The sequence below is a fragment of the Phenylobacterium sp. genome (assembly GCF_036501465.1).
In the GTDB taxonomy this organism is placed as follows: Bacteria; Pseudomonadota; Alphaproteobacteria; order Caulobacterales; family Caulobacteraceae; genus Phenylobacterium.
In genome coordinates this window covers 1-17,488 of record NZ_DASYAF010000107.1, presented here as the reverse complement: position 1 = coordinate 17,488, position 17,488 = coordinate 1, and the positions used below count along the sequence as shown (strand labels likewise).

Below are 17,488 nucleotides of genomic sequence, written 5' to 3'. Positions count from 1 at the left end.
AAGTCTGGCCAGACCGGCCCGGCTGTCGACGGCGGTGTCGTCAACACTCCCATTCGCTATCAGGGCGCGCCGCCTCCGGCCGTGCAGCTGAGGGCCGCGGCCAAGCCCGCGCCCGAAATGGCCGCCGCCGCAGCGGCGGACGACGCCACCGACTCAGCCAACGCGCCAAGTGCGCAGGGCATTGAGATCACCGCCCCGCAGCTCGCCTACGACTATACCTGGGGTCTGGCCGCGCCGCCGGATGGGGTGCGCGCGCTGAAGGCCCGGCACGAGGCGGCCTGCAACGCCGCCGGCCCGACCCAGTGCCAGGTGGTCAGCGCCGAGGTGAATGAGCAAGGGCCAGACAGCGTCACCGCCAGCCTCGAGCTGCGCGCCGCGCCCGCTTGGCTCAAAACCTTCCGCGACGGCTTGGCCGGGGAGGCGAAGAAGGCCGGCGGCCGGGTCACCAAGACCGCGGTGGAGTCCGAGGACCTGTCGCGCCCGATCGTCGATACCGACGCCCAACTGCGCGCCAAGCTGGTGCTGCGTGATCGGCTGCAGGCGATCCTGGCCGCCCATCCCGGCAAGGTAGCCGACCTGCTCACCGCCGAGCGGGAGCTCGGCACCGTTCAGGGCGAGATCGACGCGGCGAAGTCCGAACTCGCCATGATGCGAACCCGGGTGGCGACCTCGAAGGTCACCATCGAATACCAGTCCGAGGGCGTGCTGGCGCCGCGCGGATTGTTCTCGCCCTTGCGTGGGGCCGTGGACGATTTCCTCGGTCTGGCGGTGCGCACCCTGGCTTTCATGGTCAGCGCGCTGGCCGTGCTGATCCCCTGGGGCCTGTTGATCGGCGGCCTGCTGTGGCTGTTCCGTAAGCGCCTGCCGAAGTTCCGCCGTGGGCGTAAGGAGCCCCCGGCGACCTGATGCGCTTGGCTAGGCGCCGGCCATCTCCGGCGCCTATCTCAAGGACCTGATGCGCGCCTTCGCCGACCTTCTCGACCGGCTGTCGCTGACCGCGTCGCGCAACGCGAAGCTGCGGATGGTCAGCGACTATCTGCGCGAGACGCCGGACCCGGATCGCGGCTGGGCGCTGGCGGCGCTGACCGGCGACCTCAGCTTCGACGCGGCGAAGCCCGCCTTCATCCGCAAGGCGGTGGAGGAGCGGATGGACCCGCAGCTCTTCTGGTGGTCCTACGAATATGTCGGCGACCTGGCCGAGACCGTGGCCCTGGTCTGGCCCGCGCGGCCGGGCGCCAATCGCGAGCCGGAGCTGTCGGAGGTGGTGGACGCGCTCAGGGGCGCGAGCCGGGCCGAGGTCCAGCGGCTGATCGAGGGCTGGCTGGACGCCCTACAGCCCACCGGCCGCTGGGCGCTCTTGAAGCTGATGACCGGCGCGCTTCGGGTCGGCATGACCGCGCGCCTGGCCAAGCGCGCCGCCGCCGAGATGGCAGACCCGCCGGCGCCGGTCTCCGAGGTGGAGGAAATCTGGCACGCGCTGCATCCGCCCTATGAGGACCTGTTCGCCTGGCTGGAGGGCCGCGCCGAGCGGCCGTCGAGCGAGAACCCCGGCCGCTTCCGCCCGGCCATGCTGGCCCAGGCCATCGACGAGGCCGTGGACTTCGAGAAGCTCGATCCCGCCGACTACGCCGCCGAATGGAAGTGGGACGGCATCCGCGTCCAGGCGGTGAACGAGGCCGGGGTGCGGCGGCTCTACACGCGGACCGGCGACGACATCTCCAAGTCCTTCCCCGACGTGGTCGACGCCCTGCAGGCCGAGGGCGTCATCGACGGCGAGCTGCTGGTGATGCGCGACGGCAAGGTGGCGTCGTTCGCCGACCTGCAACAGCGGCTGAACCGCAAGATCGTCGACGCGAAAGCCTTGGCGGCCTTTCCCGCCGCCATCCGCGCCTACGACCTGCTGGCCGAGGGGGCCGAGGACACACGGGTCCTGCCCTTCGCCGAGCGCCGAAAGCGCCTGGAGGCCTTCGTCGCCAAGGAGGCCAGCCCACGCATCGACCTGTCGCCGATGCAGCCGTTCGCCACTTGGCCAGAACTCGCGCGCCTCCGGTCCGATCCGCCGCCGGGCGACCCGCAGATCGCCGAGGGCCTGATGCTGAAGCGTTGGGACTCGGTCTATGAGGCCGGCCGCCCCAAGGGCCCCTGGTTCAAGTGGAAGCGCGACCCATTCCTAATCGACGCGGTGCTGATGTACGCCCAGCGTGGCCACGGCAAGCGCTCCAGCTTCTACTCCGACTACACCTTCGGGGTCTGGACCATCGACGAGCTCGGCCAGCGGATCCTGACTCCGGTCGGCAAGGCCTACTTCGGCTTCACCGACGAGGAGCTGAGAAAGATCGACAAGCACGTGCGCGACAATACGGTCGAACGCTTCGGCCCGGTCCGCTCGGTGCGCGCCGAGCCGCGTCACGGCCTGGTGTTCGAGGTCGCCTTCGAGGGGCTGCAACGCTCCACCCGCCACAAGAGCGGCGTCGCCATGCGCTTCCCGCGCATCAACCGCATCCGCTGGGACAAGCCGCCCGGGGAAGCGGACGAACTGGCGACTCTGGAGCGGATGCTGGCGCAGATGGAGGGGCGCTAGTTCACCCCTATCTCCCTTCCTCCGGTCAGCTGAAGGCTGATCCGGGGGACCCAAGCTAGATCGCACGATAGGCCAGGCCGAATGGGTCCCCCGGACCGCCTCTTCGGGCGACCGGAGGATGACGGCTATCGTGGGAGAAGGTCTTCCATCGTCAGGAACCGCAACAGGTTCCCACCCTCGAACAGCGCCGCGCGCACGCCGGCCCGCTCCGCCGCCGCCAGGTCCGAGGGCTTGTCGCCAATCAGCAGCGAGGCCTCGCGGTCGATGGGCCAGTCCTGCAGCGCCTGCAGGATCATTCCCGGATTGGGCTTGCGCAGCGGCGGGTCGGGGTGGCGATAGGCCTTCGCCGGCGCGTCGGGATGCTGGGGCGCATGGTAGAAGGCGTCGATCCGCCCGCCCGCCGCCGCCAGGTCCTCGCCCATCCGCGCATGCAAGGCGTGCATGGCGTCCTCGGTGTAGTAGCCGCGCCCGACGCCCGACTGGTTGGTCACCACGATCACCAGCCAGCCGGCGCGGTTGAACGCCGCCACCGCCTCGCGCGCACCCGGGATCCAGCGGAAGTCCTCCCAGCGCGAGACATAGCCGCGGTCCTCGTTCAGCACGCCGTCGCGGTCGAGGAACAGGGCGGGGCGAAGCGGCGGGGAGGACACGGGGCGACTATAGCGGCGCTTGCGGTGGCTGGGTGATTTCAAAACGCGCGGACGCCGCCTAAAGACGTCCCTGATGGTGAAGATCACGCCCGTCCTGATGTCCGGCGGCGCCGGAACCCGGCTCTGGCCCCTGTCGCGGCAGGCGCGGCCCAAGCAGTTCCATGCCCTGGGCGGCGCGCGCACCTTGATCCAGGACACCGCGCTGCGCTTTGCGACTGAGGCCTTCGCCGCGCCCATGGTCATCGGCAATGCCGCTCACGCCGACCTGACGCGGGCTCAGTTGGCAGAGGTGGGCGTCGCGCCCGCCGCCCTGATCCTGGAGCCCGAGGGACGCCACACCGCCGCCGCCGCGGTGGTCTCGGCGCTGGCGGCTGAGCAGGCGGGCGCGCCGCTGGTGCTGCTGCTGAGCGCCGACGCGCGCATCGCCGACCCCGCCGCCCTGCGCGCCGCGATCGCCCAGGGCGCGCCGGCGGCTGAGGCCGGCGCGCTGGTGATCTTCGGCGTCACGCCGACGGCGCCGGAGACCGGCTACGGCTACATCCGCGCCGAAGCGGGCGACGGGCCGGTGAGCAAGGTCGCCGCCTTCGTGGAGAAGCCGGACCTGGCCACCGCCCGAGCCTATCTCGCCGACCCGGCCTACAGCTGGAACGCCGGCATCTTCCTGTTCCAACCCGACGCCTTCCTGGCCGAGGCGGAGCGCACCGCGCCGGACCTTGTCGCCGCGGCCCGCGCCGCCTTCGCCCAGGCCGCCCGCGACGGCGACACCCTGCGTTTGGGCGAAGCCTTCCGCGCCGTCCCGGCCCTGCCGGTGGACGTCGCCGTTTTCGAACGCACCGACCGGGCCGTGGTGGTCGCCGCAGACGTGGGCTGGAGCGACGTGGGCGCCTATGACGCCCTGTGGGCCGAGGGCGACAAGACCGCCGCGGGCGATGTGCTGCAGGGCCCCGTCATCGCCGCCGACACCGCGAACAACCTGGCGATCTCCGATGGCCTGACCGTCGTCCTGGCCGGCGTCGAGGACCTGGCGGTGATCGTCGAAAACGGGGTGGTGTTGGTCACCCGCCGCGATGCGCCGGGCGCCGTCCGTGCGGCGGTGGAGGCGGTGCGCAAGGCCGGACGGGAAGATTTGCTCTGAACCTCGCTTCTGCCCTTGTGGGGCGAGGCGTTTTCGCACATGCAGCAGCACAAGATTGCTCCACAGGCCTCGCCTCGGTAGGTTGCGCGCCTTTTTTCACCCTTCAGCTCTTCCCGGCGGCCCGCCATGACCCTCGCTTTCGACGACATCCTCGCAGCCCGAGACCGGCTGCAGGGTCACATCGAACGCACGCCATGCCGCGCGTCGAAGACGCTGTCGGAAATCACCGGGGCCAAGGTCTGGGTGAAATTCGAGAACCTGCAGTTCACCGCCGCCTACAAGGAGCGCGGCGCGCTGAACAAACTGCTGCAGCTCACTGAGGCGGAAAAGAAACGCGGCGTGATCGCCGCCTCGGCCGGCAACCACAGCCAGGGCCTGAGCTACCACGCCGCCCGGCTCGGCATCCCGGTGACCATCGTCATGCCGCGCGGCACGCCCTTCGTGAAGGTGCAGCAGACCCGCGCCCATGGCGCCGAGGTGGTGATCGAGGGCGAGGTCTATGACGAGGCCGCCGCCTACGCCATGAAGCTGCGCGACGACCGCGACCTGGTGTTCGTCCACCCGTTCAACGACCTCGACGTCATGGCCGGCCAGGGCACGGTGGCGCTGGAGATGCTGGAGGACGTGCCGGAGCTGGAGGTTCTGCCGATCCCGATCGGCGGCGGTGGCCTGATCGCCGGCATGGCCACGGCGGCCAAGCACATCAAGCCGGACGTCAAGATCGTGGGCCTTGAGCCCGCCATGTACCCCTCGTTCACCGCCAAGATGCGCGGGGTGAACGCCGGCGTCGCCTCCGGCGGGGCGACCATCGCCGAGGGGATCGCGGTCAAGCAGGTGGGCGACCTCTCCTATTCGGTGGTCCGCCCGCTGGTGGACGAAGTGCTGCTGATCGAGGAGCCATTCTTCGAGCGCGCCGTGGCGCTGTACTGCAACATCGAGAAGACCGTGGCCGAGGGCGCTGGCGCGGGCTCGCTGGCCGCCCTGCTGGCCTATCCCGAGCGGTTCAGGGGCAAGGCCTGCGGCCTGGTGGTCACCGGCGGCAACATCGACACGCGCCTGCTGGCCTCGGTGCTGACCCGCGAGCTGGTCCGCGAGCAAAGGATCGTCAGTCTACGGATCATCGGCGACGACCGGCCGGGCCTGCTGGGCACGGTCTCGGCGATCATCGGGCGCCTGGGCGCCAACATCATCGAGGTGGCTCACAACCGCCTGGCCCTGGATGTGCCGGCCAAGGGCGCGGAGTTCGACATCTTGATCGAGACCCGCGACGCGCAGCATACCCAGGAGATCATGGACGCGCTTCGCGAGGCGGGCTATCCGCCGCGGGCAGTCTAGCAGAGGTAGGCTTTATGATCCGTCGTCTGATGATCGCCTTGACCGCCGCCCTGGCGCTCGCGGCCTGCCAGCCCAAGTCGGCCGCCGATGCGGGCGGCGGCCAGGGGCCGGTGGCGGGCGACCAGTCCAAGGCAGCCAAGGCCTTCATGGCCAAGACCGCCAAGGAGCCCGGCGTCGTCACCCTGCCGGATGGCCTGGAATACAAGATCGTCCACTCCGGTCCGGCCTCGGGCAACAAGCCGCATCCCGGCGACGAGGTGAAGGTCAACTACGAGGGCAAGCTGATCGACGGCACGGTGTTCGACAGCTCCTACGAGCGGGGCCAGCCGGCCGCCATGCCCCTGAACGGCCTGGTCAAGGCCTGGCAGGAGGCCCTGCCGATGATGCGCCCGGGCGATGTCTGGATGCTCTATGTGCCGCCTGAGCTGGGCTACGGAGCCGACGGCCAGGGCCCGATCCCGCCCGGCGCCGCCCTGATCTTCAAGATCGAGCTGATCGACTTCCTGCCCGGCCCGGGCAGCGTGCAGAACGGTTGATCCAGGCCGGCTAGAGCGGCCGCCGCATCCCGGCGTGGCTGCGGATGAAGCCCAGCCGCTCATAGAACCGATGCGCGTCGGTGCGGCTGTTGTGCGCCAGCAGTTCGATATTGGCGCAATCGCGCCGCCGCGCCTCATCCATCGCCCAGCGGATCATCACCTGGCCGACGCCGCGGCCCCGCAGGCTTGAATCCACCCGCACGGCTTCGATCAGCGCCAGCTCCGCCCCCTGGTTCGACAGGCCGGGGATGAAGGTCATCTGCAGGGTCCCGACCACGGCTCCCGCGCCGTCCTGCGCCACCGCCAGCAGGTTGCGGGGATCGGCGGCCACCTTGTCGAAGGCGGCGAGATAGGCTGGCTCCGGCGGGTCGCTGACCGTCTCGCGCTCGCCGCCCAGGTGATCGTCGGCCAGCAGGCGCACGATCGCCGCCACGTCTTCGCGGCGCGCCGGCCGCAGGGTGATCCTCAAGCTGTCGCGGGCTTGCGCCCCGCCGCTGCGATCGCCAGCCCCAGGGCCACGCCCATGAGCCCGCCGATCACCAGGCCGATGATCCACAGGTTCGGCGGCGCCGGCTTGAAGAACATGGCCGAGGCGTTGCCCAGGAACCCGCCCGGGATCGCCCCGGCCAGGAAGAAGTAGGCGCAGAGCTTGGTCGTGGACATGGGGGCCGTGGGCAGCTGGTCGCCCTTGGCCATGTCGGCCGCGATGGTCCAGCGGCTGGCCAGGAAGCAGGCCATCGCCAGCGGAATGATCGCCGTCGACAGATAGACCGTGAGCTTGATCCCGTGCGCCGAGGCGTGCGCGCAGGTCGCCTTGGCTGCGCCCACCGCGGTCTTGCAGGCGATCACGTCCAGGCCCGTGCCGCTGAGGTCGCGGTTGGTCATCAGGTCGGTGACGATGCCGAAGGCCGTCGGGCCGCCGCCCAGGCCGATCATGTTGATCACGAACAGCAGCACCGCGGCGCTGAGCGCCCGCATCGCCGGCGGCGTCATGGTCTGCACGCTGCCGTAGACCGGGCCCCACCAGGCGCCGACCCCAATGTTTGGGATGAGCAGGAGGATGAGCGCGAGCGCCATGTTGTCCGTGGCCGCCGCATACCAGAGGACCGGCAGGCTCACGAACGGCACGAGCAGAGGAAACAGCGCATAGTTGCGCACGTCCTTCTGCCCCAGCTTGTCGGCCAGCACGCCGCCCAGCCAGGAGCCGAACGCCCCGCCGACGCCCGCGCCCAGGCCCAGCGCCAGCGCCACGAAGCCCAGCGGCGGCTTGCCCGGCGCCGGCGCCATGCCGAACTGCGCCGCGAGCTGGGTCAGCTCCGGCGAGTGGTTGCGCAGGAAGAACGGCGTGAAGAACTGTCCGTGGGCATAGCTGACGAACGAGGTCAGCGCCCCGCCCATGGCGAACAGCCAGAAGGTCGGCCGCTGTTCCAGGGCGGTGAACACCAGGGCGAGCGACATGTGATTCTGGGCGTCGTGCGCCGCGCGCGCATCCTGGGCCAGCTGACTGCGGGGCTCGCGCAGCGTCAGGATCGCCACCACCGCGAAGATCAGGCCCGGCAGGCCCGCCACCAGGAAGGCCGCCCGCCAGCCGTAGTGCTCGGCCACGATCCCGCCGATCGCCATGCCGAGCAGCGTGCCGATCGATATGCCCATGGAATAGATCGCCAGCGCCGTCGCCCGCTTCTGCTGCGGGAAATAGTCGGCCAGCAGCGAATGCGCCGTGGGCGAGCACCCGGCCTCGCCGATCCCGACCCCGGCGCGCGAGATCGCCAGGACCCCGTAGCTCCTGGCGTAGGCGGACAGCACCGTGAATCCGCTCCAGACCGCCAGCGACAGCGTCATCACCAGCGGCCGGTTCGCCTTGTCGGCCACCCGCGCGATCGGGATGCCCAGCACCGTGTAGACGAAGGCGAAGAAGATGCCGCCCAGCGCCCCCATCTGGGTGTCGGTCAGCTTCAGGTCGATCTTGATGGCCTCGCCGACGGTGGTGATGATCTGCCGGTCCAGGAAGTTCACGGTGTAGATCAGGACCAGCAGGGTGAGCGCATAGCGCCCATAGGCGGCGCTGACCGGCGCGAAGCGGGGCTCCGAAGGCGCCGCGGCCCCCGGCTCAAGGGCGATGTCGGCCATCCTGATGTTTCCCGATGTCGTTTTTGTCGTTGGCGACAGTTAGCCATGGCCTCGCGATCGGCGCCACGGCTTTCCCCCACGCTTTTCTTTGAGCCTTCCGGTGCGGCGGTCTATGCCTTCGCCCATGACCGATCTTGCCACGACGCGCGGCATCCTCGAGACCCTGATCGGGTTCGACACCACCTCGCGCAACTCCAACCTGGCGCTTGTCGAATGGGTCGAGGCCTACCTCGATCGCCACGGCGCGGCGCACCGCCGGGTGGCCAACGCCGACGGGACCAAATCCAACCTGCTGGCCACCATCGGCCCGAACGTCGAAGGGGGGGCGGTGCTCTCCGGCCATACCGACGTGGTGCCGGTGGACGGCCAGCCCTGGAGCAGCGATCCCTGGACGGTAGTCGAGAAGGACGGCCGGCTCTACGGGCGCGGAACCTGCGACATGAAGGGCTTCCTGGCCCTGGCGCTGGCCGCCGTGCCGGACGTGATCGCCGCGCGGCCACAGCGCCCGGTGCACCTGGCCTTCTCCTACGATGAGGAGATCGGCTGCCTGGGCGCGCCGGCGATGATCGAGGTCATCGGCCGCGAACTGCCGAAGCCGGCGTTCGTGGTGGTGGGCGAGCCCACCGACATGCAGGCCGTGGGCGGCCACAAGGGCATCGCCACCTTCCACGTCACCGTCACCGGCCGCGAGGCCCATTCCAGCCAGACCCAGCAAGGCGTCTCAGCGGTGTCGGCGGCGGTGAAGCTGATGGCCTATCTTGTGGACCTCGCCGAGCGGCTGGAGCGCGACGCAGACCCGGCCTCGCCCTTCACGCCCAAGGGCGCGACCCTGACCATCGGCATGGTCAATGGCGGCACGGCGCACAACATCCTGGCCCGCGAGTGCACGTTCGTCTTCGACCTGCGCGTCCCGCCGCCGCTGGAACCTCACAAGGTCCTGGCCGGCTTCTTCGACCTGGCGAAAGCCGCCGATGCGGCCCTGAAGGCCCGCGCGCCGGAGGCCGGCGTGGCCTGGCACATGCATTCCAACGTCCCCGGGTTCGCGCCGGAGCCTGGCGGGGCGGCCGAGGCCTTCGCGCGCCGCCTGGCCGGCGACAACGGCCCGCCGCGGGTGGTCTCCTTCGCCACCGAGGCCGGCCAGTTCCAGCGCGGCGGGCTCTCCACCATCCTCTGTGGCCCCGGCTCGATCCTGCAGGCCCACCAGCCGGACGAATATGTGGAGATCAGCCAGATGGAGCGCGGCGTCGACTTCATGCGCCGGCTGACGGAGTGGGCGGCGTCGTAGCCCTCTCCTTGATCCTCTCCCTCTCTTCGGGGGAGAGGAGATTGTGCCCGGGCTTCAGCCTCCTCTCCCCCGCGAAGCGAGAGGGAGAGGGTAGGGAGAGGGTCAGCGGCGCCGCTGCACGAAGGCGCGCCGCAGCAGCAGGTCCAGCGGGTTCCAGCTCATCGCCCGCGCGATCCCCCAGGAGCCCACCTTGCGCGTCGCCTGGGCCTCGCGCCGGGCCTCCACCGCCACCCGCACATTGGCGATCCCTGCGGCCAGCCCCTTGATCGGCGTGGCGAGCTCGCCGCGCGTGGCGTGACGGGCGAACAGCACCACCGTGGCGGCGATATGCAGCGGCAGGGTCAGCCAGAACAGCACCGGCGGGGTGTCCTTCACGAAGACCCAGAAGCGGTTGCGGGTGCCGTGGAACACCGCGAAGTCGCTGCGCCGCCCGCCGGTGGAGGCCGAGCCCACGTGGCGCACCACCGCGTCGGGAACCAGCAGCGTCGGCTCGCCGATCAGGCGCAGGCGATAGCCCAGGTCGACGTCCTCGCAGTAGCAGAACAGCCGCTCGTCGAACCCACCCACGCCCAGGAACAGGTCGCGCGCGACCATCATCGCCCCGCCGCAGGCCGAGAACACCCAGCCGGGCGCGATGGCGCCAGGGTCCTTGTGGGTGTAGCCGCCGCGGAACGGATAGCCGGCCAGCGACATCACGTCCCCCAGCCCATCGAGCACGCTCGGATCGTCGGCCATCAGCTGGCGTGAGGTGAAACAGCGCACCGCCGGATTGGCCCCAGCCGCCGCGATCAGCTTCGCCAGCCAGTCCGGATCGGCGAAGGCGTCGGGGTTGAGCAGCGCCAGCCAGGCGCCCGTCGCCGCCCGCGCGCCCTGGTTCACGGCGGCGGCGAACCCCAGGTTCTGCGGGTTCTCGATCAGCCGGATTCGCGGATCGGCCGCCTTCGCCGCCTGGGCGGTGCGGTCCGAAGACGCGTTGTCGACCAGGATCAGCTCATAGTCGGAAAAGCTCTGCGCGCGGATGGCCGCCAGGCATTCCGACAGCGTCGGGCCGGACTCATAGACCACCACCACGATGCTGACGGCGGGCGCGGGCCGGGCCGCTGGGGGCTTGCCTTCCGCCGTGCGCCGCGCCATCCGAAGGTCCACGCCTCAAAGTCCGAGCCAAAATGACGACGATCACGCCCCTGGCCCTCGCCGAGGTCCTGCTTATCACGCCGAAGCGCCATGGCGATGCGCGCGGCTGGTTCTCTGAGACCTGGAGCAAGAAGGCGCTCTCGGCCGCCGCCGGGCTTGAACCCGTCTTCGTGCAGGACAACCAGGCGTTCAGCGCCCGGAAGGGCACCCTGCGCGGCCTGCACTTCCAGAAGCCGCCCTTCGCCCAGGGCAAGCTGGTGCGGGTGCTGCGCGGCGCAGTGTTCGACGTGGCGGTCGACATCCGCGCGGGCTCGCCGACCTTCGGCCAATGGGCCGCCGCCACACTGACCGCCGAGGCAGGCGAGCAGATCTGGGTGCCGCCCGGCTTCGCCCACGCCTACATGACGCTGACCGACGACTGCGAGATCTTCTACAAGGTCGACAACGACTACGCGCCTGGGGCTGAGGGCGGCGTCATCTGGAACGACCCCGACATCGGTGTCGCGTGGCCGCTCGACGTCGATCCGATGCTCTCGGACAAGGACAAGGTCCAGCCCCGGCTCAAGGACCTGGGCAAGACAGGATTCTAACGGACGACGCCTAGTAGGTGATGCTGGGGTACCAGTCGGTCCCGCGCCCGCCCGGCGTCAGGTCCAGCACGTTCCACAGCACCATCAGGTCGGGCTCGGTGGTCGGGTCCTTGCCCGGATCGGCCGACTCGAACCCCAGCTCCGCGCCCCAGAAGTGCCGGATGGTCCCGTCCTTGCGGGTGAAGACGTTGTAGGCGGCGGTGTCGGTCCCGTCGTCCATGATCGCGTGGTAGTCCTGGCTGAACTTGCCGTTGACGTCGGCGTACATCGGCAGGTTCTTCCAGCCGCGCTCGACCTTGAAGGCCACCTGCCGCTCGATGGGGGAAAGGCCGACGACCGCGAGCGCGATACGCTGGCGGATGTGGTCGGCGTTGCCGTTCAGGCAGCTCAGCAGCGCCGTGCACATGGGGCAAGGCCGCTGGCGCTTGGGGCCGTACATCCAGTTGTAGACGAACAGGGTGTCCTGATCGCCGAACAGCTCGCCGAACCCCACCGGATTGGCGCCCTGCACGCTGCTGGCCTCGCCCAGGAACTGGTAGTCGCCCTTCACTTCCCCGCCGGGCGGCAGGGCGCGGCGCTGGGCGGCGACGCGGGCGATGTGGCGGTTGAGCTCGATCTCCTCGGCCAGCAGGGCCTCGCGGGCCTGGCGGTACTCGGCGCTCTCGTGCGGCTGGCGGGCGTGATTGCTTTGCGCGATCGCCTTGGCGGGGCGCAGGTTGGAGCCATCGGCCATGACGGGGTCTCCCACGTGGAAACCTGGTCAACCCGCCACGACGGATCGGGGTTCCTGCCATTCCTCGCGGACGGCCACGTCGGCTTCTTCAGGTTCCCGCGCCGCTTTCAACCTGTCGAACGCCGGGCCTTCCAATAGCCGCCAAAGCGCCCAGACCGCCGCGCCGCGCACCACGGGCGAGGGGTCGTCCAGCGAGCGCTCCGCCTCCGCCGCCAGGACCGGCTCGCCCGAGTTGCCGATCGCGTAGAGGACGTTGCGCACGAAGCGGTCGCGACCGATGCGTTTGACCGGGCTCTTGGCGAACAGGGCGCGGAAGGCCGCATCGTCCAGCCGCGCCAGCTCGGCCAGCGCCGGCGCGCGCAAGACGTCGCGGGCGTGGAAGGCGGCTTCGCGGGCGGTCTCGGCGAACTTGTTCCAGGGGCAGACCGCCAGGCAGTCGTCGCAGCCGTAGATGCGGTTGCCGAGCGCGGCCCGGAATTCCCGCGGGATGGCCCCTTTGAGCTCGATGGTCAGGTAGGAGATGCAGCGGCGCGCATCGAGCTGGTAGGGCGCGGGGAAGGCGTCCGTCGGGCAGATGTCCAGGCAGGCGTGGCAGGTCCCGCAGTGGTTGGCTTCCGCCGGGTCGGGCGAAAGCTCCAGGGTGGTCAGGATCGAGCCCAGGAACAGCCAGGAGCCGAACGCCTGGCTGACCAGGTTGGTGTGCTTTCCCTGCCAGCCCAGGCCGGCGCGCTCGGCCAGCGGCTTTTCCAGCAAGGGCGCGGTGTCCACGAACACCTTCAGCGCCCCGCCGAAACGCGCCTGCAGCCAGCCGCCGAGCTGCTTCAGCCGGCCCTTGATCAGCTCATGATAGTCGTCGCCCTGGGCGTAGACGCTGATCGCCCCCTTCGCCGGCTCGGAGAGGATCGCCAGCGGGTCGTGGTCCGGCCCGTAGTTCATCCCCAGCACGATCGCCGCGCGCGCGTCGGCCCACATGGCCTGCGGGTGTGCCCGCCGCTCGGCGGTCTCGGCCAGCCAGGCCATTTCGCCGTGGCGGCCGGCGGCCACATATTCGGCCAGCCGCGCGCCGGCGTTCCAGGCTTCGTCCACGCGGGTGAATCGGCAGAGGTCGAAGCCGAGCCTGAGCGCCTCGGCCCTGATCTGGGATTCGGGACTGGTCAGGTCTTCAGGACGCTCAGAAGTCGAGGTCGTCATAGTTCCTGGGCGGCGCCAGGCCCGGCCAGCGGTCGGCCAGGAGCGGCCGGAAGCAGGGGCGCGACTTCAGCTTCATGTACCAGGTCTTCACCGCCGGGAAGTCCGGCCAGGGCATGTCGCCGCAATAGTCGATGACCGACAGGTGCGCAGCGGCGGCGAAATCGGCCAGCGATAGCCGGCGCCCCGCCAGCCACTCGCGCTCCTGGAGCAGCTTGTCGATGTAGAACAGGTGCGCGCGCAGGCCGTCGCGCCCCTGGCGCAAATTGTTCAGGTCAGGCGCGCCCAGGCCGAACAGCCGCTTCTCCATCTTCTCGTGCAGGATGTAGCCGCCGGCCTCGAACTCGAACTTGCGGTCGAACCAGCTGAGCAGCCGGCGCGCCTCGGCCCGCTCGCCCGGATCGCGGCCCAGCAGCGCCGGTTCGGGCGTCGATTCCTCCAGGTGGTCGAGGATGGCGCGGGTTTCGCACAGCACCAGGTGGCGTCCGAGGTCGGTGTCGGTCTCCTCCAGCACCGGGACCATCCCGGACGGGTTCATCGCCGTCAGTTCCTTCGGCCGCTCCCAATAGCGGACCTGGACTTCGGTGAACGCCAGCCGCTTCTCGCCCAGCGTCAAGCGCACCTGGCGCGAGGCCGGGTCCAGCGGGAAGTGGTGGAGGATGCGTTCGACGCTCATCGGGTCCGGGTCTTACCGATAACTCTCGGCAGTACGAATCGTTGGCCCCAATGGACGCTCCACCCCTTAAGGGCTCGTTTACTACGCCGCCCCGGCGCCATTCGCCGCCGATTTATCTCGCCCTAGGCCGCGTGGGTTTCGGCGAAGGCCCCGCCGTGCGGCTCCGCCCGGCCGCGCGGATCGGCGTGGATAATGATGTCGGCGGCGGGGAAGGCGTCGAGCACCCGCTTCTCGGCGGCGACGATCGCCTTGTGCGCCGCCTCCAGCGTCAGCTTGGGGTCCATGTCCACATGCATCTGGATGTGGACGTAAGGTCCGGCGGCGCGCGTGCGCAATTGGTGGACGTCGGTCACCTGCGGGTCCTTGGTCATCAGCGCCACGATCTGGGCGCGCACCTCGTCGGGCAACTCGTGGTCCATCAGCTGGCCGGAGGCCTCGCGGAACACGCCCACCGCGCCCCACAGCAGCAAGGCCGCGATCGCCAGGGCGGCGACGGCGTCCAGGCTGTTCAGCCCCAGGAAGGCGGCGAGGCCGATGCCGGCCAGCGCGACCAGGTTGGAGGCGAAGTCGGCGGCGTAGTGCGCCCGGTCGCCGGAAACCGCCACGGAGGCGGCCTTCTTCAGCACCTGGCTCTGGGCGGCGATCAGCACCCCGGTCAGCACCACCGAGACGCCCATCACCGCCAGCGCCCAGGCGCCGTCGGCGATCGGCCTGGGATGGATCAGGTCCTCGATCGCCTGCTGGCCGATCAGGGCGGCCGACGCGAACACCAGGCCGGCCTGCACCAGGCTCGCGAAGCCCTCGGCCTTGCCATGGCCATAGCGGTGCTCGGCGTCCGGTGGCGCGGCGGCGTAGCGCACGGCGAAGAAGGTGGTGAGCGAGGCCAGGAGGTCGAGGCCGGAATCCGCCGTCGAGGCCAGGAGCGCCACCGAGCCCGACGCCAGCCAGGCCGCGATCTTGATCGTCACCAGGACCCCCGCCGTCGCCACCGAATAGAGGGTGACGCGCCGGGTCAGCGCGAAGGTCTCCTGGGGCGTCAGGCCGTGGGGTTCGGTCATGGAGCGGAATTTAGGGCGCGGGAACGGCCGCGCCAGCGCGAACGACTCTCAGCTCTCAGGCCGCCTTCTTCGGCCAGGGACCCACATAGTTCGACGCCGGGCGGATCAGCCGGCCGCCCATCACCTGCTCGCGGGCGTGGGCGATCCAACCGGCGACGCGGCCGGTGGCGAAGACGCAGGTGAAGGCGTTCGGCGGATAAGCCAGGGCCTCCAGCAGGAGCGCCGTGTAGAACTCGACGTTGGTGTCCAGCGCCCGGTCGGGCTTGCGCTCCTTCAGGATCACCAGGGCGGCGGCCTCCACAGCCTCGGCGAAGGCCAGCCGGCCCGGCGCGGCATTGGAGCCTTCGGTGAGCTTGCGCACCGCGGCCTTCAGCGCGTCGGCGCGCGGGTCGCGCACCCGGTAGACCCGGTGGCCGAAGCCCATCAGCCGGTCGCCGCGGTCGAGCGCGCCCTCGATCCAGGCGCGCGCGTTCGCCGGCCTGCCGATGCCGTCCAGCATGTCGATCACCGGCCCCGGCGCGCCGCCGTGCAGCGGCCCCTTCAGCGCGCTGATCCCGCCCAGCACCGCCGAGGCCAGGCCGGCCTGCGTCGAGGCGATCACCCGCGCGGTGAAGGTGGACGCGTTCAGGCCATGGTCGCTGACCGTCACCAAATAGGTGTCCAACGCCGCGGTTTCGGCTTCGCTGGGCGCCTTGCCACGCAGCATGCGCAGGGCGTCGGCGGCGTGGCTGAGCGACGGGTCCGGCCTGACCGGCGCCTCGCCCGCCAGGGCGCGCACCATGGCCGCGGTGAACACCGCCGGCGCGGCGGTGAGGCGCAGCGCGGTCGCCAGGCTGTCGCCGTCGGCCAGCCGCGCGGTCAGCGCCCGCATTCCTTCGATTGGCGTGCGGTCCAGCAGGCCGCTGTCCAGGGCCGAGACTTCGGCGAACACCTCCGCCCGGGCGGCGGCCAGCGCCGGCGCGAGGTCCTGCGGCAAGGGCTCGAAGAACCCGTCCCACAACAGGCGCGTGACCTGCTCGAAGGTGGCGCGCCCGGCCAGCTCGTCCAGGTCGTGGCCGCGGATGATCAGCCGGCCGGCCTGGCCGTCCACCTCCGACAGCACCGTGTTCGCGGCGACAACGCCTTCCAACCCCTCCGACATGGCCGTCTCCAGATCTCGCTTGCTGCCCGTCAGAAATGCCTTCACATTGGCTTCGTCAATCTTGATCAATATAATCAATATATGACCGCAACCGCCCCCAGGCCGTCAGGCGATTGGATCGCCGCCGAGGACGCCCGCGACCGCCTGGGTGTGCGGCCTCAGACCCTCTACGCCTACGTCAGCCGCGGCCGGGTGCAGGTGCGCCCCGATCCGCGCGATCCGCGCCGCAGCCTCTACCGCGCCGCCGACATCACCGCGCTCACCCAGCGCAAGAGCCGCAGCCGCAAGGTCTCCGACGTCGCCGCCGGGGCCATCGCCTGGGGCGAGCCGGTGCTGGCGTCCGAGATCACCACCGTGGCCGGCGGGCGGTTGTTCTACCGGGGCCGCGACGCCATCCGGCTCGCCGACAGCGAGACCCTGGAATCGGTGGCCCGCCTGCTGCGCGGCGGCCACGGCGCGGCGCTCAAGCGCACCGACCGGCCCGACCCGCCGGAGCATCCGGACATGCGCACCCGCGCCTACCTGGCCCTGGCGCTGCGGGCCGGCGCGGACCCGCCGGCGCGCGGCCGCCACCCGCTGGCGCTCGCCGTGGAGGCCGCCACCCTGCTCGACGTGCTTACCGACGCCGTGGCGGGCGAAGCTTGGGGCGGGGCGATCCACAACCGCCTTGCGCTGGCCTGGGGCCAGGGGCCCGGAGGGCCCGGCGCGGATCTCGTCCGCCGCATGCTGGTGCTGATCGCCGACCACGAGCTGAACCCCTCGGCCTTCGCCGCGCGGGTGGCGGCCTCGACCGGCGCTTCGCTGGCGGCCAGTGCGCTCGCGGGCTTGTCGACTCTTTCCGGCCCACGGCACGGCGGGGCCACGGCGGCGGTGCGCACCTTCGCGGCCGAGGCCGCCCAGCTCGGGCCTCGCCAGGCGATCGCCAATCGGCTGATGGAGGACCGCGCCCTGCCGGGCTTCGGCCACATGCTCTATCCCGATGGCGACCCGCGCGCCGCCGCCCTGCTGGAACACTTCAGCCCGCCGCCGGACCTGCTCGCCCTGCAGCAGGCGGTGAAGGCCGTGGCCGGCCTCGATCCCAATGTGGACTTCACCCTGCTGGCCGCCTGCGAGGCGCTGCGGCTGCCGCCCGACGCGCCCTTCGCCCTGTTCTCGGTGGCCCGTTGCGCCGGCTGGATCGCCCACGCCATCGAACAGGGCCAGGCAGACGTCCTGATCCGCCCGCGGGCGCGCTACGTGGGGCCGGAGCCGGAGTTCGGGTAGGGGGAGCGCCGCTAGACGCCGGCCTCGTAGAACGCCTTGCGCGCCGAGAGCAG

General features: G+C 70.7%; 17 protein-coding genes. 8 read left to right on the top strand and 9 right to left on the bottom strand.

Features of this window, described 5'->3' with window-relative positions; genetic code table 11:
• Positions 1–81 precede the first annotated feature (81 nt).
• On the top strand, positions 82–906 hold the full coding sequence (locus VGL85_RS11720; RefSeq protein ID WP_331589123.1) for a DUF4349 domain-containing protein: 825 nt from the start codon (positions 82–84) through the stop codon (positions 904–906).
• Between the two features lie 49 nt (positions 907–955).
• Positions 956–2,581, top strand: a complete 1,626-nt coding sequence (locus VGL85_RS11715; protein ID WP_331589122.1) for a cisplatin damage response ATP-dependent DNA ligase — start codon at positions 956–958, stop codon at positions 2,579–2,581.
• Positions 2,582–2,706: 125 nt separating this feature from the next.
• On the opposite strand, the gene VGL85_RS11710 is transcribed toward VGL85_RS11715, so the two are convergent.
• A complete protein-coding gene (locus VGL85_RS11710) occupies positions 2,707–3,231 on the bottom strand; it encodes an HAD family hydrolase (RefSeq protein ID WP_331589121.1) in 525 nt (174 codons plus the stop codon).
• A gap of 73 nt (positions 3,232–3,304) precedes the next feature.
• Here VGL85_RS11710 and VGL85_RS11705 point away from each other — a divergent pair, with 73 nt between their 5' ends.
• The 3 genes from VGL85_RS11705 (at position 3,305) to VGL85_RS11695 (ending at position 6,237) form a co-directional block, all read left to right on the top strand.
• Positions 3,305–4,366, top strand: coding sequence for a mannose-1-phosphate guanylyltransferase (locus tag VGL85_RS11705; protein WP_331589120.1), 1,062 nt, complete (start codon positions 3,305–3,307; stop codon positions 4,364–4,366).
• A gap of 126 nt (positions 4,367–4,492) precedes the next feature.
• Positions 4,493–5,701, top strand: a complete 1,209-nt coding sequence (locus VGL85_RS11700) for a threonine ammonia-lyase (RefSeq protein WP_331589119.1) — start codon at positions 4,493–4,495, stop codon at positions 5,699–5,701.
• 14 nt (positions 5,702–5,715) lie between these two features.
• Positions 5,716–6,237 carry an FKBP-type peptidyl-prolyl cis-trans isomerase gene (locus VGL85_RS11695; RefSeq protein ID WP_331589118.1) on the top strand — a complete coding sequence of 174 codons (522 nt, stop codon included), beginning with the start codon at positions 5,716–5,718 and terminating at the stop codon, positions 6,235–6,237.
• A gap of 10 nt (positions 6,238–6,247) precedes the next feature.
• On the opposite strand, the gene VGL85_RS11690 is transcribed toward VGL85_RS11695, so the two are convergent.
• Positions 6,248–6,706 (bottom strand): GNAT family N-acetyltransferase, encoded by a 459-nt coding sequence (locus VGL85_RS11690; RefSeq protein WP_331589117.1) that lies wholly within the window; start codon positions 6,704–6,706, stop codon positions 6,248–6,250.
• Positions 6,703–8,367: an MFS transporter gene (locus VGL85_RS11685; protein ID WP_331589116.1), complete on the bottom strand. Its 1,665-nt coding sequence runs from the start codon at positions 8,365–8,367 to the stop codon at positions 6,703–6,705. The genes VGL85_RS11690 and VGL85_RS11685 overlap by 4 nt, the downstream gene beginning before the upstream one ends.
• Positions 8,368–8,491: 124 nt before the next feature.
• Here VGL85_RS11685 and argE point away from each other — a divergent pair, with 124 nt between their 5' ends.
• Positions 8,492–9,652: an acetylornithine deacetylase gene (argE, locus tag VGL85_RS11680; protein ID WP_331589115.1), complete on the top strand. Its 1,161-nt coding sequence runs from the start codon at positions 8,492–8,494 to the stop codon at positions 9,650–9,652.
• 102 nt (positions 9,653–9,754) lie between these two features.
• Here the strand turns inward: argE and VGL85_RS11675 are convergent, their stop codons facing one another.
• Positions 9,755–10,798 carry a glycosyltransferase family 2 protein gene (locus tag VGL85_RS11675; protein WP_331589114.1) on the bottom strand — a complete coding sequence of 348 codons (1,044 nt, stop codon included), beginning with the start codon at positions 10,796–10,798 and terminating at the stop codon, positions 9,755–9,757.
• Between the two features lie 20 nt (positions 10,799–10,818).
• On the opposite strand from VGL85_RS11675, the gene rfbC reads away from it, so the two are divergent.
• On the top strand, positions 10,819–11,376 hold the full coding sequence (gene rfbC / locus VGL85_RS11670; RefSeq protein WP_331589113.1) for a dTDP-4-dehydrorhamnose 3,5-epimerase: 558 nt from the start codon (positions 10,819–10,821) through the stop codon (positions 11,374–11,376).
• 10 nt (positions 11,377–11,386) lie between these two features.
• On the opposite strand, the gene VGL85_RS11665 is transcribed toward rfbC, so the two are convergent.
• The 5 genes from VGL85_RS11665 to VGL85_RS11645 all read right to left on the bottom strand — a co-directional run bounded on the left by VGL85_RS11665 (position 11,387) and on the right by VGL85_RS11645 (position 16,172).
• Complete coding sequence (locus VGL85_RS11665; RefSeq protein WP_331589112.1) at positions 11,387–12,109, bottom strand: DUF899 family protein; 723 nt, start codon at positions 12,107–12,109, stop codon at positions 11,387–11,389.
• 27 nt (positions 12,110–12,136) lie between these two features.
• The gene (queG, locus tag VGL85_RS11660; protein WP_331589111.1) at positions 12,137–13,300 is read right to left on the bottom strand and encodes a tRNA epoxyqueuosine(34) reductase QueG; all 1,164 of its coding nucleotides are present in this window, start codon (positions 13,298–13,300) and stop codon (positions 12,137–12,139) included.
• Positions 13,281–13,973 (bottom strand): glutathione S-transferase family protein, encoded by a 693-nt coding sequence (locus tag VGL85_RS11655; RefSeq protein WP_331589110.1) that lies wholly within the window; start codon positions 13,971–13,973, stop codon positions 13,281–13,283. The genes queG and VGL85_RS11655 overlap by 20 nt, the downstream gene beginning before the upstream one ends.
• 122 nt (positions 13,974–14,095) lie before the next feature.
• The gene (locus tag VGL85_RS11650; protein ID WP_331589109.1) at positions 14,096–15,031 is read right to left on the bottom strand and encodes a cation diffusion facilitator family transporter; all 936 of its coding nucleotides are present in this window, start codon (positions 15,029–15,031) and stop codon (positions 14,096–14,098) included.
• Between the two features lie 55 nt (positions 15,032–15,086).
• The gene (locus tag VGL85_RS11645) at positions 15,087–16,172 is read right to left on the bottom strand and encodes a citrate synthase/methylcitrate synthase (RefSeq protein WP_331589108.1); all 1,086 of its coding nucleotides are present in this window, start codon (positions 16,170–16,172) and stop codon (positions 15,087–15,089) included.
• An 81-nt stretch (positions 16,173–16,253) separates the two neighbouring features.
• On the opposite strand from VGL85_RS11645, the gene VGL85_RS11640 reads away from it, so the two are divergent.
• Positions 16,254–17,435 (top strand): citrate synthase, encoded by a 1,182-nt coding sequence (locus tag VGL85_RS11640; RefSeq protein WP_331589107.1) that lies wholly within the window; start codon positions 16,254–16,256, stop codon positions 17,433–17,435.
• Positions 17,436–17,488: the final 53 nt, after the last annotated feature.

Coding starts and splice junctions, on each gene's coding strand:
- VGL85_RS11715 (WP_331589122.1), top strand. CDS start 956: ATGCGCGCCTTCGCCGACCTTCTCGACCGGCTGTCGCTGACCGCGTCG.
- VGL85_RS11705 (WP_331589120.1), top strand. CDS start 3,305: ATGGTGAAGATCACGCCCGTCCTGATGTCCGGCGGCGCCGGAACCCGG.
- VGL85_RS11700 (WP_331589119.1), top strand. CDS start 4,493: ATGACCCTCGCTTTCGACGACATCCTCGCAGCCCGAGACCGGCTGCAG.
- VGL85_RS11695 (WP_331589118.1), top strand. CDS start 5,716: ATGATCCGTCGTCTGATGATCGCCTTGACCGCCGCCCTGGCGCTCGCG.
- VGL85_RS11685 (WP_331589116.1), bottom strand. CDS start 8,367: ATGGCCGACATCGCCCTTGAGCCGGGGGCCGCGGCGCCTTCGGAGCCC.
- argE (WP_331589115.1), top strand. CDS start 8,492: ATGACCGATCTTGCCACGACGCGCGGCATCCTCGAGACCCTGATCGGG.
- rfbC (WP_331589113.1), top strand. CDS start 10,819: ATGACGACGATCACGCCCCTGGCCCTCGCCGAGGTCCTGCTTATCACG.
- VGL85_RS11665 (WP_331589112.1), bottom strand. CDS start 12,109: ATGGCCGATGGCTCCAACCTGCGCCCCGCCAAGGCGATCGCGCAAAGC.
- queG (WP_331589111.1), bottom strand. CDS start 13,300: ATGACGACCTCGACTTCTGAGCGTCCTGAAGACCTGACCAGTCCCGAA.
- VGL85_RS11655 (WP_331589110.1), bottom strand. CDS start 13,973: ATGAGCGTCGAACGCATCCTCCACCACTTCCCGCTGGACCCGGCCTCG.
- VGL85_RS11650 (WP_331589109.1), bottom strand. CDS start 15,031: ATGACCGAACCCCACGGCCTGACGCCCCAGGAGACCTTCGCGCTGACC.
- VGL85_RS11645 (WP_331589108.1), bottom strand. CDS start 16,172: ATGTCGGAGGGGTTGGAAGGCGTTGTCGCCGCGAACACGGTGCTGTCG.
- VGL85_RS11640 (WP_331589107.1), top strand. CDS start 16,254: ATGACCGCAACCGCCCCCAGGCCGTCAGGCGATTGGATCGCCGCCGAG.